Source organism: Pseudotamlana agarivorans (assembly GCF_018860245.1).
Taxonomy (GTDB): Bacteria; Bacteroidota; Bacteroidia; order Flavobacteriales; family Flavobacteriaceae; genus Pseudotamlana; species Pseudotamlana agarivorans_A.
Genome location: NZ_JAHKPD010000012.1, coordinates 186,255 through 205,004, shown reverse-complemented (window position 1 = coordinate 205,004; position 18,750 = coordinate 186,255). Strand labels below are relative to the sequence as shown.

At 36.0% G+C, this 18,750-nt stretch carries 12 protein-coding genes and 1 tRNA gene; 4 read left to right on the top strand and 9 right to left on the bottom strand.

The features are described 5' to 3' along the window. Positions 1–13: 13 nt before the first annotated feature. Positions 14–3,118 (bottom strand): TAT-variant-translocated molybdopterin oxidoreductase, encoded by a 3,105-nt coding sequence (locus tag KO493_RS07305; RefSeq protein ID WP_216067288.1) that lies wholly within the window; start codon positions 3,116–3,118, stop codon positions 14–16. 75 nt (positions 3,119–3,193) lie between these two features. Then, the gene (locus KO493_RS07300) at positions 3,194–4,486 is read right to left on the bottom strand and encodes a c-type cytochrome (protein WP_216067287.1); all 1,293 of its coding nucleotides are present in this window, start codon (positions 4,484–4,486) and stop codon (positions 3,194–3,196) included. Between the two features lie 214 nt (positions 4,487–4,700). Here KO493_RS07300 and KO493_RS07295 point away from each other — a divergent pair, with 214 nt between their 5' ends. Beyond that, complete coding sequence (locus KO493_RS07295) at positions 4,701–5,084, top strand: SPOR domain-containing protein (RefSeq protein ID WP_216067286.1); 384 nt, start codon at positions 4,701–4,703, stop codon at positions 5,082–5,084. Positions 5,085–5,160: 76 nt separating this feature from the next. Here the strand turns inward: KO493_RS07295 and eno are convergent, their stop codons facing one another. From eno to rimP, 4 genes are all read right to left on the bottom strand, one after another. After that, positions 5,161–6,432 carry a phosphopyruvate hydratase gene (gene eno, locus KO493_RS07290; protein WP_216067285.1) on the bottom strand — a complete coding sequence of 424 codons (1,272 nt, stop codon included), beginning with the start codon at positions 6,430–6,432 and terminating at the stop codon, positions 5,161–5,163. Positions 6,433–6,754: 322 nt separating this feature from the next. Then, a complete protein-coding gene (gene infB / locus KO493_RS07285; RefSeq protein WP_216067284.1) occupies positions 6,755–9,610 on the bottom strand; it encodes a translation initiation factor IF-2 in 2,856 nt (951 codons plus the stop codon). An 80-nt stretch (positions 9,611–9,690) separates the two neighbouring features. Beyond that, complete coding sequence (gene nusA / locus KO493_RS07280; RefSeq protein ID WP_216067283.1) at positions 9,691–10,923, bottom strand: transcription termination factor NusA; 1,233 nt, start codon at positions 10,921–10,923, stop codon at positions 9,691–9,693. 12 nt (positions 10,924–10,935) lie between these two features. After that, positions 10,936–11,397 carry a ribosome assembly cofactor RimP gene (rimP, locus tag KO493_RS07275; protein WP_216067282.1) on the bottom strand — a complete coding sequence of 154 codons (462 nt, stop codon included), beginning with the start codon at positions 11,395–11,397 and terminating at the stop codon, positions 10,936–10,938. Positions 11,398–11,609: 212 nt separating this feature from the next. Between rimP and KO493_RS07270 the strand changes: the two genes are divergently transcribed. Beyond that, positions 11,610–12,440, top strand: a complete 831-nt coding sequence (locus tag KO493_RS07270; protein WP_216067281.1) for a universal stress protein — start codon at positions 11,610–11,612, stop codon at positions 12,438–12,440. A 60-nt stretch (positions 12,441–12,500) separates the two neighbouring features. Here KO493_RS07270 and KO493_RS07265 read toward each other — a convergent pair. Then, positions 12,501–12,573, bottom strand: a tRNA-Gln gene (locus KO493_RS07265). 151 nt (positions 12,574–12,724) lie between these two features. On the opposite strand from KO493_RS07265, the gene KO493_RS07260 reads away from it, so the two are divergent. Both KO493_RS07260 and KO493_RS07255 read left to right on the top strand, forming a co-directional pair. After that, positions 12,725–16,036: a glycosyltransferase family 117 protein gene (locus KO493_RS07260; protein ID WP_216067280.1), complete on the top strand. Its 3,312-nt coding sequence runs from the start codon at positions 12,725–12,727 to the stop codon at positions 16,034–16,036. Positions 16,037–16,052: 16 nt separating this feature from the next. Then, positions 16,053–16,700, top strand: a complete 648-nt coding sequence (locus KO493_RS07255) for a polysaccharide deacetylase family protein (protein WP_216067279.1) — start codon at positions 16,053–16,055, stop codon at positions 16,698–16,700. On the opposite strand, the gene KO493_RS07250 is transcribed toward KO493_RS07255, so the two are convergent. After that, a complete protein-coding gene (locus KO493_RS07250; protein ID WP_216067278.1) occupies positions 16,697–16,993 on the bottom strand; it encodes a thioredoxin family protein in 297 nt (98 codons plus the stop codon). The genes KO493_RS07255 and KO493_RS07250 overlap by 4 nt on opposite strands. A gap of 141 nt (positions 16,994–17,134) precedes the next feature. Beyond that, positions 17,135–18,370 carry a metallophosphoesterase gene (locus KO493_RS07245; RefSeq protein ID WP_216067277.1) on the bottom strand — a complete coding sequence of 412 codons (1,236 nt, stop codon included), beginning with the start codon at positions 18,368–18,370 and terminating at the stop codon, positions 17,135–17,137. Positions 18,371–18,750: the final 380 nt, after the last annotated feature.

Here is an 18,750-nt window from a genome sequence, read left to right as displayed (position 1 = left end):
TCTTTAATTAGATTTATGCTTCTGTTGTATTTCTCACTTTAGTTTGATACTGCACATTAGGTTTTGTTCCTACATGCTCTAACAAGTGATACATACGGTTATCTTCTAAAGTTTTTGCAACTTTACTTTCTTTATCATTGATGTCTCCAAATACCATCGCGCCACTGCTACAAGCTGCAGAACATGCTGTTTGAAATTCACCATCTTTAATTACACGTCCGTCACGTTTAGCATCAAGAATCGTTTTCTGTGTCATTTGAATACACATAGAACATTTCTCCATAACACCACGAGAACGTACAACTACGTCTGGGTTTAATACCATACGTCCTAAATCATCATTCATATGATAATCGAACTCATCATTTCCATTGTATAAGAACCAGTTGAAACGACGTACTTTGTACGGACAGTTGTTTGCACAATACCTTGTACCTACACAACGGTTATACGCCATATGGTTCTGACCTTGACGACCGTGAGAAGTTGCTGCCACAGGACATACAGTTTCACAAGGTGCATGGTTACAGTGCTGACACATTACAGCTTGGAAAGCGACCTGAGGGTTATCAGCAGGGTGTTCCATCTCACCGAAACCACCTAAAGATCCTTTTTCTCCAAATAAACCAGAAAAATCTTCTTTTTTAGCGTTATCCTCTTCGAATGTATCATCAGAAGAATAATATCTATCAATACGCAACCAGTGCATATCTCTACTTCTTCTTACTTCTTCCTTACCAACAACTGGCACGTTATTTTCAGCATGACAAGCGATCACACAAGATCCACATCCTGTACATGCATTTAAATCGATAGATAAGTTGAAGTGATGTCCAACAGTACGATCAAATTCATCCCATAAATCAACATCTGGAGATGTTACCGGCGTTTCTTCATGATTTAAAGATACTACAGGAACCGCATTCCAGTGTGCTTTATCTTTTGTGTTGAATACCTCTAAAGTCGTTTCTTTAATGATATCTCCACGTCCCATTAATGTATTATGAAGCTGAACACAAGCAAATTCATGCTCTCCTGAAGCCGGCTCTATAGTTACATTTTGAGTCGTATTAAAATTGTGATATAATGCGAATGCATTTACACCTGTTTGCATTTCTTCTTTTAAACCAGCCGTTCTACCATAACCAAATGATAAACCTACAGAACCTTTAGCCTGACCTGGTTGAATTAATACCGGTGCTTTAACAGTAACTCCGTTTACAGTTACGTTAGCATAACTACCATTTAAGGCACCAGTGGCAACGTGTCTGTTTGATAAACCAAGTTCAGCAGCATCTGCTTTTGAAACGGTTAAATAGTTATCCCAAGATACTCTTGAGATTGGATCTGGAAATTCTTGTAACCATGGGTTGTTAGCTTGTTGACCATCACCCATTCCAGTTTTAGTATATAAACTTAATTCTAGGCCTTTTGATTTAGCTGAAGATGCTAAAGCTTGCGCTGCACCAGACAGTGACGTTCCACTTGTGTCTTCATCTAATTCTACAGCTTCTTCTACTTCTACAGTTGAATTAACAAAGAAACCATCGTGTAAAGCTTTGCTGTAAGACCCTCCACCTAAAATGCCAGCATTCCAAGTAGATTTGATATAATCACTATAAGATTCAGTATTACCAGTCCATGCTAATAAGGCCTCTTGAAATTGTTTTGTATCAAATAACGGACGAATAGTTGGTTGCGTTAAACTATAGTGACCCGTTTTAATTTCAACATCTCCCCAAGACTCCAAATAGTGAGGGGCAGCGGCTAAATATTGCGTATGAGAAGACGTTTCATCTTCCTTCATTGAGAACGCAATAGATAATTGTGTTTTCTTTAAGCCCTCAGCAAAATCTGCTGCATTAGCTAAAGTATATAAAGGATTAACACCACTCATGATAATTGCACCTACTTTACCTGCTTTCATATCAGCAACTAATTGTGCAACATCATTATCGTTACCTTCTTTTGTTTTTATAAGCACATTAGTGTTAAAGGCTTTACTCGCTAAATACTCGTTAAGCTCTAAAACAACAGTTTGCGCATTTACATCTTGAATTCCTGTAACAACAACACCTTTGCTTCCTGCTTTTTTAAGCTGAATCGCAGCGGCTTTCACAGCAGCTTCAACGTTTGCAGGTAAACCTTTTACTGAAACATTGTTTCCAGTAACTAAACTATATAATTTAGCTAAAACTAATTTTTGTTGATTCGGTGAAACCGGAACACGTTTATCGGCGTTGGCACCAGAAAGAGACATATTCGACTCAAACTGAATGTGACGAGACATTTTACCATGATCAGGCACTCTGTTTTTAGCATATCCAGCATCAAAACCGCCACCTTGCCAATCTCCTAAGAAATCTGCACCAACAGAAACAACAGTCATGGCTTCAGAAAAATCATAATCTGCTAATCCGCGTTTGTTATATTTCTTTTGAAAAGCTTGAACAGCAGCAAATTCAGAAACAGCATCATAAACCACATGGTTTACATTACCGTAAACTTCAGTAAATTCTGAAACTAATTTTCTTGTAGAAGGACTTGCATAACTCTGTGTTAATAACACAATAGATTTACCAGACGCTTTTACATTGTTTAAACCTTTTGTAGTTTCGGCATTAAAATCGTCCCAAGACATTGAAGCACCTTCTTTTTTAGGCCCTTGAACTCTTAAGCTGTCATACAAACCTAAAACTGATGCATTCACTCTGGCATTAGCACTACCGTTGGTAGCAGCCAAAGTATTGTTCTCAATTTTTATTGGACGACCTTCACGCGTTTTAACCAAAACACTAGCAAAATCAAAACCATCTGCAATTGTAGTTGCATAGTAGTTGGCAACTCCTGGAATAATTTCTGTTGGCTGAACAACATAAGGAATCGCCTTTTTAACAGGACCCTCACAAGCCGCTAAAGAAGCAGCCGCTGTACTGAAACCAACATATTTTAAGAAATCACGACGTGTTGTAGAACTAGCCTCTAACGCATCTTTATCTCCTAAAAACTCATCAGTAGGAATCTCTGCTACAAACTCGTTTTGTTTAAGCGTCTCAACAATAGAGCTATTTTCGTTTAGCTCTTCAACACTTTTCCAGTATTTCTTGTTTGATGACATATTATATAATTGAATTACTTCTTATTTATTATTACTTTGAGTTTTCCGCCTCCGCGAAAAAGAAAAACTATTCTTTTAGTAGTGACACTTACCACATTCCAGACCACCCATTTCGGCAGCTGTTAAATTCTCTACACCGTACTTTTTAGATAACTCGGCATGAATTTTTTCGTAATATGCATTATCCTTAACATTTACGTCTGTATCTCTATGACAGTTAATACACCACCCCATAGTTAAAGGCGCATGTTGGTAAACAACTTCCATCTCTTCCACAGGACCGTGACATGTTTGACATTCAACTCCAGCAACAGTAACGTGTTGTGAGTGGTTGAAATAAGCGAAATCTGGTAAGTTATGAATACGCACCCATTTTACCGGTTGTGCTTCACCTGTATATTTTTGATCGGCATCACTCCATCCTGCAGCTTTGTATAGCTTTTGGATTTCACCATCGTAGAATTCTTTAGAGTATTCTGCTGATGTTTCTCCATTATATTCGTAAACTGATTTATGACAGTTCATACATACATTTAAAGACGGAATCCCTGAAGTTTTACTAACTCTTGCAGATGAGTGACAATATTTACAATCAATACCATTATCACCAGCATGCACTTTATGCGAAAAGTGTATAGGCTGAACGGGTTGATATCCTTGATCAACTCCAACTTGCATTAAGTAACCAAAAGCGAAATATGCACTAGTAAGCAAAAAGAAGATAGCAACAACAATCATTAAAAATTGATTTTGCACAAATGCTTTCCATAATGGTGTTTTACCAGTTTCAGTTTCTAATTCGATATTTTGAGCTGCTGCGAAACGACGTAATGTTTTATTCACCAAGTACAATCCAATGGCTAATAAAATAAAAAGTATTGCAAGAGCACCTAATATAAGTTCGTTTGAAATACCATCAGAAGATCCCGCTGCAGCAACTGGAGCAGCACCCGCAGCCGGAGCTGGAGCAGCTTTCTTTTCTTCAGCAGTATAAGCCAAGATATTATTTAGGTCTTCATCAGACAACTGAGGAAATGCAGTCATTGCAGCACCACCATATTCGTTGTACACTTTATTTGCATACGAATCTCCAGATTTAATTACACCTGAACTGTTACGAATCCATGCATGAATCCAATCACGGTCTAAACCTTCGTCTTCAGACAAGCGCGTCTCTACGTGGCGTAATGCCGGACCAGTCATTTTTTTGTCCAATTGATGACAAGCAGCACAATTGGCATTAAATAAAGATTTCCCTTTTGCTGCATCGCCTTCCTGAGCTGAAAGCGAGCTTGTAAACGCTAATAATACAATTAAGCTTAAACGAAGAAAGTTTCTACTTAATTTACGGTGAATCACCTTTCTCATATTGTTGGTTAAATTAACTTCTTAACTTTTGGTATGACTTTTGTCATTTTATAAACAAAAACCATAGCTATAAAATCTCTCGCAAAAGTAATATTTAAACTCGATTACCAAAATACTAAAGAACTGTTAACAGTTAATTTAGAGAGATTCTAAATAATAATTATAACCACTTTTAAGTTTAATAAATTTACATTTGTATAAACACATAAGAAATATGATTTTGAAAAAATTTCGTTCGATATTTTATTTAAGCCTATGCGCTTTATTTACAACATTTTACACATATGCGCAGGAAGGTCGAGTGACCATAAACCAAGACGCAAACATTCCGAAATTATTAGAATTGAAAAAAAGCATGAACGATGAAGATGCTGATCGTTACAAAATTCAGATCTATAATGGCAATCGACAAGATGCATATGCAGCAAAAAGTGAGTTTAATTCTGTGTTTTCTGACTGGTCTTCGAGCATTCACTTCGAACAACCAAACTTTAAAATTTGGGTTGGCAATTTTAGAACACGCTTAGAAGCCGATCGTGCGTTAAAAAGAATTAAAAAGGAATTCTCTGGCGCTTTTATATTTAGACCAAAAAAATAACAGAAGCATAGACATCATTGATTAAAAAAGGAGGCTTAGAATTTAATTCTAAGCCTCCTTTTTTTTTAAAACATTATTACTTCCACCGGTATTCAGACCGTCCTCTTAATTCATTTTCAATTTCAAGAAGTCGATTGTATTTAGCAATTCTCTCTCCTCGACATGCCGACCCGGTTTTCAGATGACCACCGTCCATTGCAACCGCAAAGTCTGCAAGAAAAGTGTCTTCAGTTTCTCCAGAGCGATGAGACAAAAAGTACCTCCAACCTGCTTCTCGACACATCCTCACAGCTTCTATAGTTTCAGTAACTGTTCCTATTTGATTTAATTTTATCAAGGCTGAGTTACAAGCGCCTAATTCTATTCCTTTCTTGATGTATTTTGTATTTGTTACAAAATTATCATCACCAACTACTTCAATTTTATCTCCAAATCGTTTAGTAAAGGATACATAACCATCCCAGTCTCCTTCTGAAACAGGATCTTCCCAAAGAATTATAGGGTATTTATCTATCCATTCGGCACTTTTTTCTAGAAGGTCTGCAGTTTTCATTTTTCCAAGACCTGACCATGACAAATCATAATTGTCATCTAAATTCGGAGAAAAAGAATTAGCCGCACTATCTATAGCTATGGATAAATCAATACCGGGTTTGTATCCAGTTTTTTCAATAGCATCAATAATGAGCTCTATTGCCGCTTCATTACTCTCACAATTTGGAGCAAATCCTCCTTCATCACCTACACTTGTAGCTAAGCCTTTTTTCTTTAAAACTCCCTTAAGAACATGGAAAGTTTCGGCTACATACCGTAGTCCCTCTTTAAATGAAGGTGCGCCATGAGGTACTAGCATAAATTCTTGAAAATCTACGCTGTTATCGGCATGTTCTCCCCCGTTTAAGATATTCATGCATGGTACTGGTATTCTGACTGAATTCACTCCCCCAAGGTATTGATACAATGGAAGTCCACTTGATTGGGCTGCTGCTTTTGCCACAGCCATTGACACCCCTAAAATAGCATTGGCTCCTAGTTTTGATTTATTATCTGTTCCATCTAACTCAATCATCGAATAATCAATGTCTTTTTGGTCGTTGACATTTTTACCAATTAGCACTTTGGCAATATGATTATTTACATTATCAACAGCTTTTTGAACACCTTTGCCACCATATCTTTTGCCACCATCTCTAAGCTCATTTGCCTCATTTTTTCCAGTAGAGGCACCAGAAGGAACGGACGCTACAGACCTTATTCCGTTATTTAATTCAACATAGGTGCGAACGGTAGGGTTACCCCTAGAATCCAAAATTTCTAGGCTTGAGATTGATTTAATAGTATTATTCATAATTCCTATTTATTTGTAGTCAAAACAGTTACGGGAAATCCGTTATATTCATTTTGGACTAAAGTTAAAATTAATTATTAGTAATATGATGGTAATATCATTAACAAATTTATCAATTTTAATTGAAATTTGAGTTTTTTTCGATTAATAAAGGACTTAAAGCAACATTTATTTTATATGTAAAACCGTCCTACGAAGTCCTTTCAGGACCAAATACACCTCAAATTATCTCCAATTTTATATATTATTCAAGAATCAAGCATAAAAAAAGCACCTCATTAAAAATGAGGCGCTTTTTTATTATTATTGAATGTTGCTAAGTTTATTTCAACTTCTTCTTAACTTCTACTTCATGGAAGGCTTCTATAACATCGCCTTCTTGAATGTCGTTGTAGTTTTTAATTTGCATACCACAATCATATCCTTTAGACACTTCTCTTGCATCATCTTTGAAACGCTTTAATGACGTTAATTCACCAGTGTAAACAACCACACCATCACGTATTAAACGAATACCTGCATTTCTAAGTATTTTACCATTAGTAACCATACAACCAGCAATCGATCCGATTTTAGATACTTTGAAAATCTCTCTAATCTCTGCAGTACCAAGAATTTCTTCTTTAAGCTCTGGAGATAACATACCTTCCATCGCATCTTTAAGATCGTTAATCGCATCGTAGATGATAGAATAAGTTCTGATATCAATTTCTTCCTTATCAGCAATCATTCTAGCATTTCCAACAGGACGTACATTAAATCCAACGATAATCGCATCGGAAGCCGAAGCTAATAATACGTCACTTTCGGTAATTGCACCAACACCTTTATGTAAGATATTCACTTGAATTTCTTCAGTAGATAATTTCTGGAAAGAATCTGTTAATGCTTCTACAGAACCATCCACATCACCTTTAAGGATGATATTCAATTCTTGGAAGTCACCAAGCGCGATACGACGACCAATTTCATCTAATGTAATATGACGTTGTGTTCTAACAGATTGCTCACGTTGTAATTGGGCACGTTTTGATGCAATTTGTTTCGCTTCACGCTCGTCTTCAAAAACATTAAACTTATCACCCGCTTGAGGTGCACCATCTAATCCTAAGATAGATACTGGTGTTGAAGGTCCAGCTGCAACGACATCATTACCGCGTTCATCATGCATGGCTTTTACTTTACCACTATGCTGACCAGCTAATACGTAATCACCAACTTTAAGTGTTCCTGCTTGCACTAAGATAGTTGAAACGTATCCACGACCTTTATCTAAGAATGCTTCTACAACAGTACCTTGTGCTAACTTATTTGGATTTGCTTTGAGCTCTAATAATTCAGCTTCAAGCAATACTTTTTCTAATAATTCTTTAACCCCTGTTCCAACCTTAGCTGAAATATCATGAGATTGTATTTTACCACCCCAATCTTCAACTAAAAGGTTCATTTGTGCTAAACCATCTTTAATTTTCTCTGGATTGGCATCAGGTTTATCAATTTTATTGATTGCAAAAACAATTGGTACTCCCGCAGCTTGTGCATGCGAAATAGCTTCTTTTGTTTGCGGCATGATATCATCATCTGCTGCTGCAACAATAATAGCTATATCGGTAACTTGTGCACCACGAGCACGCATCGCTGTAAAGGCCTCGTGACCTGGTGTATCCAAAAACGCAATTTTTTGTCCGTTTTCTAACTCTACACCATAAGCACCAATATGTTGTGTGATTCCCCCAGACTCACCAGCAATTACATTCTCTTTACGGATGTAATCTAAAAGCGATGTTTTACCGTGATCAACGTGTCCCATTACAGTAACAATTGGCGCACGAAGTTTTAAGTCTTCAGGTTTATCTTCAACTTCTTCTATTGATTCTTCAATATCTGCAGTAACGAATTCCACTTGATATCCGAATTCATCAGCAACAATAGATAAGGTTTCAGCATCTAAACGTTGGTTCATCGTTACCATCATACCAAGCGACATACACGCCGATATAATTTGTGTCACACTAACATCCATCATCGTCGCCATTTCACTAGCCGTAACAAATTCTGTTACCTTGATGATTTTGCTTTCAGCTGCTTCGATTTGTTGATCGATTTCAGTCTGCTCTCTATGTTTATCTCTCTTATCTCTTCTGTTTTTAGCCCCTCTACCTTTGCTAGATTTCCCTTGAAGTTTTTCAAGTGTTTCTCTAACTTGTTTCTTTACATCTTCCTCAGAAGGCTCTTCTTTAACAATGTTACGTCTGCCTTGACCTGGACCACCTGGTTTACCTTTAAAACGATCGTTCCCACCAGATCTACCACCAGGTCTGTTTTGACCTCCTGTGTTTGGTGCTCCAGCTTTACTGATACGACGACGTTTTTTCTTAGCATCTCCTGGCTTAGAGTCTGTTTTCTTCTCTACCTTCTTTTTAGGCTTATTAAACTGCGATAAATCAATTTTATCTCCAGCAATTTTAGGACCTGTAAGTTTTTGGTATTGCGTTTTAACTTTCTCTTCTACAACTGGGTTTCCTTCCTCGTCAACTTTTCCAGTAGCTTCTGCGGTAACAGGAGCTGTTTCTTTAGTTGGAGGGGTCTTTGCAGGTGTTTCTTTTTTAGGAGCTTCCGCCTTAACGGGAGCTTCTTTTTTAGGTTCCACCTCAACCTTTTTATTAGTCACTGGTTTTAAACCAATTTTAGGAGCCTGAGCTTTAATAACTTCTGGCTCTTTTGCAACTTCCTCTTTCTTTTCAGCAACAGGTTCTGCTTTAGCAGGCGTTTCTTTTTTCTCAACAGCAGGAGCTTCTTCAACTTGCTTCTTAGGATTTAAGTCAATTTTTCCAACCTGCTTTGGTCCTGAAAGCGTATTTGAGGCTTTTATAATCTCCTCCTGCTTGGCTTTTTCTATGGCTTCTTGAGCTTTCTGCTTCGCTTCCAATTCTTTTTCACGCTTAATACGTAAATCTTCCTTTTCCTTTTGCTTAGCTTCACTAACTTCTTGCGACTTCACCTTTTTATTAGCATCCGTCTCAAAACCATCTGAAAGAATCTTATAAGTTTCCTCAGAAATTTTCGTAGTGGGACGCTTCTCTATTTCCACGCCTTTAGAATCCAAAAATTCTACGGCACGATCTAGAGAGATGTTAAGCTCGCGTAATACTTTATTTAATCTAATTGTTTCAGCCATAAATCGCCTTTAAAATACTCAAATATATACATTATACCGCATTGGGCATAACAAACATGCAAATCTGCACTTAATTTTTACTAGTCTTCAAACTCTTCTCTAAGAATTCGAATCACTTCATTTATTGTTTCCTCCTCTAAATCTGTTCTTTTCACCAAGTCGTTAACGTCTTGTTCAAGAATACTTTTAGCGGTATCTAATCCTGCTTTACTAAATTCTGCGATAATCCAATCTTCGATTTCATCAGAGAATTCACTTAATTCTACATCTTCTTCAGCACCTTCTCTAAACACATCAATTTCATAACCAGTTAACTGACCAGCTAAACGAATGTTGTGACCTCCACGACCAATCGCTTTACTTACCTCTTCTGGTTTTAGAATAACCTCAGCACGTTTTGCTTCTTCATCAAGTTTTACTGAAGTTACTCTTGCTGGACTTAATGCTCTAGTAATGAATAATGCTAAGTTACTGGTGTAATTGATAACATCGATATTTTCGTTTCCTAATTCACGAACAATACCATGAATTCTAGAACCTTTCATACCTACACAAGCGCCTACTGGATCAATTCTATCATCATAAGAATCTACAGCTACTTTTGCTTTTTCACCTGGAATTCTAACCACGTTTTTAATTGTGATTAACCCGTCAAAAACTTCTGGAATTTCTTGTTCAAATAATTTTTCTAAGAACACAGGAGAACTTCTTGACATGATAATTGTAGGTTTTGCACCTTTAAGCTCTACACCGTCAATAACACCTCTTACATTATCTCCTTTTCTAAAGAAATCTGAAGGAATTTGTTTATCTTTTGGTAATACGATTTCGTTTCCTTCATCGTCTAATAGAATTACTGCTCTATGACGAATGTGATGTACTTCTGCCGTATAAATCTCGCCTACTAAATCTTTAAATTGCTTATAAATTATAGTATTATCGTGCTCATGAATCTTCGAGATTAGGTTTTGACGTAAAGCTAAAATAGCACGTCTTCCTAAATCGATAAGTTTTACTTCTTCAGACACATCTTCTCCAACCTCGAAATCAGGCTCAATTTTACGAGCTTCAGTAAGTGTAATTTCTTGATTTGGTTCTTCTACCTCACCATCAGCAACTACAACTCTATTTCTCCATATTTCTAAATCACCTTTATCTGGATTTACAATAATATCAAAATTATCATCATCACCAAATTTCTTTTTTAAGGCGCTTCTAAATACATCTTCTAAGATTGCCATTAACGTCACTCTGTCAATTAGCTTATCGTCTTTGAATTCTGAAAAAGATTCAATTAACGCGATATTTTCCATAACTCTTTTAAATTAAAATTTAATCATAACTTTTGCTTCTACAATATCTTTATAAGGAATCTGCGCTTCCTTTACCACAGTAACTTTCCCCTTACCTACTGGCTTAGGTTCACGAGCTTTCCATGTTAAGGTAATCGCTTCTTCGGTTGCTTCAGTAAGCGTTCCTTCTATCTCTTCAACACTTGTTTTTACTTTAAGTGTTCTATCTAGATTTTTTTTATACTGACGATTGTGTGTTAAAGGAGAAGCGGCCCCTGCAGACATCACTTCTAATGAGAAATCTTCTTCCTCACGATCTAAGTCAGCTTCTATGGCGCGACTTATATATATACAGTCTTCAACTAACACTCCTGAATCACCATCAATAATTACTTTAATGTGATTCTCACTATTTATAGAAAAATCAATAAGAAACAGGTCCGATCTTTCAATCAGTGCTTCATCTAATAATTCTGCAACTTTCTTTTTAAACATTTTTAGTATAAAAAGAGGGGACTTTACGTCCCCTCATATCCTTATTTTCGCCTTTCAACGGTGCAAATATACAATATTATATTGATTTTTAAAGGAATATTTCATATTTTAGGGGTAACCAATATTTACCACTCAAAACGCTAACAAAAACAAACGAACCATTTTACATCAATTTTAAATTCAATATTAATATCGAATAAAAATTAAGACTTATGAACAAAATACTCGTACCTACAGATTTTTCAGAGCAAGCTGAAAACGCTTTAAAAGTAGCAACACAGTTGGCTAAAAAACATGATTGTGAAATTCACTTGTTACACATTCTAGATTTACCGCTACATCAAATTGACCCAGTTAACGCCAGTAGTTTCTCTTCTGGTCCGGAAGCCTTATTCTTTATGAAATTGGCAAAAAAAAGATTTGATGACTTATTAAACCAGGACTACCTAAAAGGACTAAAAGTTTTTAGCACTATAGATTTTCATGAAATCTATAGCGGTATTTCCGATCAATGTAAAAAACACGATATTGACCTTGTTGTTATGGGTTCAAATGGCTCTAGTGGCATAGAAGAAATTCTTATTGGTAGTAACACAGAAAAAGTAGTTAGACATTCTGATGTTCCTGTTCTGGTTATTAAAAAAGCCCATGAACATTTTGAAATAAGCAATTTTGTCTTTGCTTCAGATTTCACAGCAGAAAACCAATCTGCCTACAAAAAGGCTTTAAAATTTGCAGAATTGTGGGAAGTTAAAATGCATTTACTTTTAGTGAATACACCTAACAGATTTATTACAACTAAAGAAGCTAATGCTCGCATTAAGAAGTTTACTAGTATTTTTAATTCTGAAAATTACAAAATAAACATCTACAACGATGATACTATTAAAAAAGGGATCGTCAATTTTAGTTACGAAATAGATGCTGATTTAATTGGACTGAGCACCCACGGCAGAAAGGGCATCTCTAATTTCTTTAACGGAAGCATAAGTGAAGATCTAGTAAATCATGCTAACCGTCCAGTTCTAACATTTAAAATATAATTCGTAAAAACAAAATGCTTTAAATAAAAAAAGTCTTCCTAAATAAGGAAGACTTTTTTGTTGGCCTACTAGGGCTCGAACCTAGACTCTTTGGTACCAAAAACCAACGTGTTGCCAGTTACACCATAGGCCATTCGTGTAATGAGGGTGCAAATTTAGAATAAAGTTTTAGTTCTGCAAACATTTTTTTAAAATTTTTTTCTCTAAAACTTAAGCTTTCTATAAAATCATTTGCGATACCATATTTATTCTTAAATTCGCAATGCAAAAAATATAAGATATACATGGCACATTTTGACTATAAAAAATGGAATACCATTTTAGGTTGGTTTTCTTTTTTAATAGCACTTACCACCTACAGTTTAACAGTAGAACCAACAGTAAGTTTTTGGGATGCAGGAGAATACATTTTAACATCGGCTAAATTAGAAGTTGGACATCCTCCAGGAGCACCGTTATTTCAAATGCTTGGTGCCTTTTTCTCTATGTTTGCCTTAGAACCTTCACAAATTGGTTTTATGATGAATATGATGAGTGCTGTAGCCAGTGCCTTTACAATCCTATTCATGTTTTGGACCATCACTTTATTACTAAAAAAGATGGTTTCTAACCACGAAACACCTTCTAAAAGTAAAGCTATAGCTATTTTAGGAAGCGGTTTAGTTGGAAGTTTAGCCTTTACTTTTACTGATTCTTTCTGGTTTAACGCTGTTGAAACGGAAGTTTATGCAATGGCTACCTTAATCATGTCGGTTTTATTTTGGTTAGGTTTACGTTGGGAACAAGATATGGACAAGCCTCGTGGTAACCGTTGGTTGATTTTAATCGCTTTCATAATCGGACTCTCTTTTGGAGTACACTTTATGGGTTTATTAACCATTCCTGCCATTGGATTGATTTACTACTTTAAAAATTATAAAACCGTCACATTAAAAAACTTTATAATAGCAAACATTGCTGCTGTTGGCATCCTATTATTTGTATTCAAATTGCTTGCTCCTAATATTCTTAAAATTTTCAGTGTTTTTGAAATCTTCTTTGTGAACACCGTAGGCATGCCGTTTAACTCAGGATCTATTATTGCTGGTATTTCATTAGTAGCCTTAATTTATTACGCCCTAAAATATACACGTAAAAAAGAATACGTCCATTTAAACACAGGAATCCTTTGTATAACTTTCGTTATTATTGGTTTCGCAACATGGATTATGTTACCTATTCGAGCCAACGCCAATGTTGTTGTAAACGAAAATAACCCAAACAGTGCGAGAGAATTATTAGCGTATTATAACTTAGAACAGTATCCTGAAACTCACCTGTTTTATGGCCCGCAATTTACAGATCAGTACGCCTATTTGGATGACAACAACCCATACATTGACGATAAACCTAATTACGAAAAAGACGAAGAAGCAGGTAAATATGTCATTGTAAACGATTATAAAAACGCAAGACAGAACTATAATTCAAAACACGCTTCTATCCTACCCCGTATGTGGAGTACTGAGCATGCCGAAAACTATATGATGTTTTCTGGTTTTTTAGAATTTAAACTAAAACCAGAATATCAGATGAAAAACGAATTGCGTGGTGCTGTGGCTAATTTTAGAAACGATGTGGCTCAAGGCAATGTCGATTACAAAGATTACCATAACTTCCTAAAGCAATTTAAAGATTACATCGACATAGAAAAGCCTTCGCTATTTAGCAACATTACTTATTTACTTGAATATCAACTAGGTTATATGTATTGGCGCTATTTTATGTGGAATTTCACTGGAAGACAGGATGATATTCAAGGACGCTACGATAACCACGGTAACTGGCTGTCTGGAATTAATTTTATTGATGAATGGCATTTAGGGTTGCCTCAAGAAAACCTACCCAGTGATGTTGAAAACAATAAAGCGAGAAATACCTATTACTTCCTTCCACTTATATTAGGGCTTCTAGGTTTCTTCTTCCTATTTAATAGGGACAAAAAAATATTTTGGATCATGCTGGTCTTTTTCCTATTCACGGGAATCGCCATCCAAGTTTATACGAATGTTAGACCATTTGAACCTAGAGAACGTGATTATTCGGTAGTAGGTTCTTTCTATGTGTTCGCCCTATGGATTGGATTTGGCGTCTATTCCATATATGAATTTACTAAAAATTACATCCCTAAATCAATGGCCGCACCAATAATAAGTGCCCTATGCTTGATTTTGGTTCCAATTAATTTAGCAGCTAACAACTGGGATGATCATGACCGTTCTGGAAAATACACAGCCAACTCTATGGCAAAAATGTATTTAGATTCTTGTGCAGAAAATGCCATTTTATTCACCATTGGAGATAACGACACCTTTGCGCTTTGGTACGCTCAAGAGATTGAAGGCTACAGAACCGATGTGCGTGTGGTAAATACCAGTTTATTTCAAACGGATTGGTATATCGACCAAATGAAGCGAAAAGCTTACGAGAGCGACCCAATACCGTCACAACTTACACACGATTTATACCGTTATGGCACGAATGATTATATTATTATTCAACCCGTAATTAAAGACACTATAACAGTCAAGACATTTTTAGGCTTTATTTCTGATGATAACCCTAAAACCAAATACAAACACGTTTTAGAAAACCAAGGTGTTGATCTTTCCCAAGTAAGAAGTCAGGATGCTAATGCCTCTTATATGCCAACACCTCATTTACGTATTCCTGTAGACAAGGAGAATGTTTTAAAATCTGGTGTTGTAAAAGCTAAGGATGCAGACAAAATTGTTCCGCATATTGATATTACTGTAAGCGGAGGCGCCTTATACAAAAACAGGTTACTTATGCTAGACATTGTAGCCAACAACGAATGGAAACGTCCTATCTATTTCACCGGCGGAAGCTTTGGTGACGATGATTACCTTTGGATGAAAGACTACCTGCAACTTGATGGTTTATGCTATAAATTAACACCAATTAGAACACCTATCGATAAATCAAATCCATTCGACATGGGTCGTGTAGACAGCGATTTAATGTATGAAAAGGTTAAAAATTGGTATTGGGGTAATAGTGGAAGTCCAGATATTTACCACGATGTTGAAACTAGAAAAAACTCAATCACTTACCGTGGAAACTTAGCGCGTTTGGGTGAACAATTAATTAACGAAGGAAAACTGGATAAGGCTGAAGAAATAGCAGACATCGCCATGAAAAACATGCCTGTAGAATACTTTGGTTATTACACCCTTTTAGAACCTTATATTAGTTTGTACTATGAGGTAGGGAATAAAGAAAAAGCCAGACAGTTATTTAAAGAGGTAGCGGCTAAATACCAAGAAAACCTAAGTTATTATAGTGGTTTAAAAATTGACAATCAAGAGCGTTTATTTGAAGATATCTACACCGATATTCAACGTTATAAAGGTTTAATTGATGTTTTAATTGAATACGATGTTAAATTTGCTGAAGGTGAAGGTGAGGTTTTCAACAACCACTTACGTGCTTTTAACCATTTTTATGGTGATGAAGAACCAGAAGCAGCCCCTATAGAAACCACGATCCCAAAGGAATCAAACGATGGTAATCACGTTAAAGATAGCATCAAATAATTTATAAATTAAGGTCATGCCCTTAATTCCTGCAAAAGTTCCGATAGTAGTAAAAAAGATGTTCCCAAATTATATTTGGGACATCCCTACTAGCGAAAAAACCATCTATCTCACTTTTGATGATGGCCCAACTCCAGAGATTACCCCTTGGACTTTAGAGGCCCTAAAAAAACACGAGGCCAAAGCCACATTTTTTTGCATTGGAAATAATATAGAAGAACATCCTAATATTCTTCAAGACATTTTAAAGGATGGTCATGCCATTGGAAACCACACCTTCAATCATGTTAAAGGTTGGAACACAAAAACATCCGATTATATTGCAGAAGTTATAAAAACACAAGGCATCATGGACTCTAAAATCCATACAACAAAGTCTGCGAATTTATTTAGACCACCTTACGGCAGAATAAAACCCAGCCAAGGCAAAAAACTATTAGCCTTACACTACAAGATTATCATGTGGGATATTTTATCTTTTGATTGGGAACAATCTGTAAGTCCGGAAGCCTGCTTAAACAACGTTGTTTCTCAAGCCACCAATGGAAGCATCATTGTTTTTCACGACAGCGTAAAAGCTTCAAGAAACATGCAATATGCACTCCCTAAAGTTTTAGAATATTATAGTAAAAAAGGATTTTCATTTAAGGCTCTAGCCTTTTAAATATAGTCTTGAATAATACCTATAAGTGTATTGGCATCTTGCTCTCCGCTATATCGCCATTTCATTTCACCATCTTTATAGATAATTAGTGTTGGCTGTGATTTTACACGTAAAGCATCGGCAAGCTCTTTATTTTTTTCAATATCAATTTTAATCACTTTAGCCTTATCACCCAAAGCTGCAGCCACATCTCTTAAGGTAAGATGCATGGCCTCCGATTGTTTATTCCATGCTGTGTAAAAATCTAACAAGACTGGAATTTTCACATCTATAAGTTCACCAAATTTTGACATACTTTCTAGTTTATTAATCAGATACATTAACTAAAAATTAAGCCGTTTAGTCTAAATAAGACCAACAACTTTATGTTATTCGTTTTAATGCATTACTATAAAAATAAGCAATTTCTATTCAAAAGCAACATTTATAGATAATTATGCAGGTGCTGCACCCTTTTTTAGCTCAATAACCGTAATTTCAGGCCAAATACCAACACGCCCAGGGAAGGCGAGATAGCCAAATCCGCGATTTACATTAATGTATTGCCCCATTTCCTCGTAAATCCCTGCCCAATACTTATAGCGCCACTTCGCAGGACTCCAACGAAACCACCCAGGAATTTCAATACCAAACTGCATCCCGTGGGTATGGCCGCTTAAGGTTAAATGGTAATGATAATCGTCTTGAATCACTTTCTTTTCCCAGTGCGTTGGGTCGTGACTCATAAGAATTTTAAAATCGTCTGCCTTAACATGCTCTGAGGCCTTCTTTAAATCACCAGCCTGTTTAAAGCCGCCCGAACCCCAGTTCTCAACACCAACTAAAGCAATACGTTCGCCGTTTTTCTCTAAAAATTTAGTTTCATTTAATAACATGTTAAAACCTATATCCTTTTGAATGGCCTTTAGTTCCTCTAAATTCTGTTTTTTAGCAGCATCAGAGTCCCACTTCACATAATCGCCATAATCATGGTTTCCAAGTACAGAATATAAACCATCCTTAGCTTTTAATTTTCCAAAAACAGGTTTGTAAGGCACTAATTCTTCTGCCTTATTATTCACTATATCACCCGTAAAAAGAATGACGTCACTGGCTTGTTCATTAATTAAATCCACAGCATATTTCACCTTCTCCATATCATCAAAACTCCCTGAGTGAATGTCACTAATTTGTGTGAGTTTATACCCATGAAAGGCTTCTGGTAAATCTTCAAAATACATGGTATATTTTAAAACCTTATAATTATAACGGCCTTTATAAATGCCATAAATTATAGATGCCAAAGGTATGGCCGCAATACCCAAAGCAAGTTTGCTAATAAACTGACGTCTTGATGTAAAGAAATCGCCTTTAGCAGCATCTCCAACCGTAAAATATCTATAAATGGCATGTGGCACACGAAAAACATCTTCCATAAACATCATGCCAACTAAAAAAATAAAAGGCACCATGGTCGCAATTAAAAACCCTACGGCATAACCATGAGCATGCGAAAAGCCATCACTTCTATTAAACCCATAGAAATGAAATACGAAATTACCCAAAACAAAAAGAGTGATTACCCAGTATAAAATTTGAAGTATGTTATTTTTCGTTACTGTTTTAAATGCTTGAAATGCATAAAAATCGGCTACTAGAAAAATGGTAATAAAAATAATCCAACGCAACATTTTATTTTTTTGCTAAAGATAGTCGTATTATCAGGGAATAAATTACGAACAGAATGTATTTAACGAATCGTTAAGAGTTGTAGTGGTTTAAATAAAACTGAAAAGTGAATAATGAAAAAAATTGACGGAAGACCGAAGACGGAAGTTGTCGTTCCTAACGAAAGGCGGAATCGTTTAATTTAAAAACGGTTTAAGTATATTAAAAGTTCACCTACTATTACACGAATCAACAAATAAACGTATAAATCGTAATGAAATCAGAAGTTAAAAGTTCTGTTAATGCTCAAAGGTCAACAGTTTCAAACCTAGTCGTCAGTTCAACGGTTAAACGAATCAACAGATAAACAGTTCCAGTCGCAGTTTTCAGTCCCAGTCCCAGT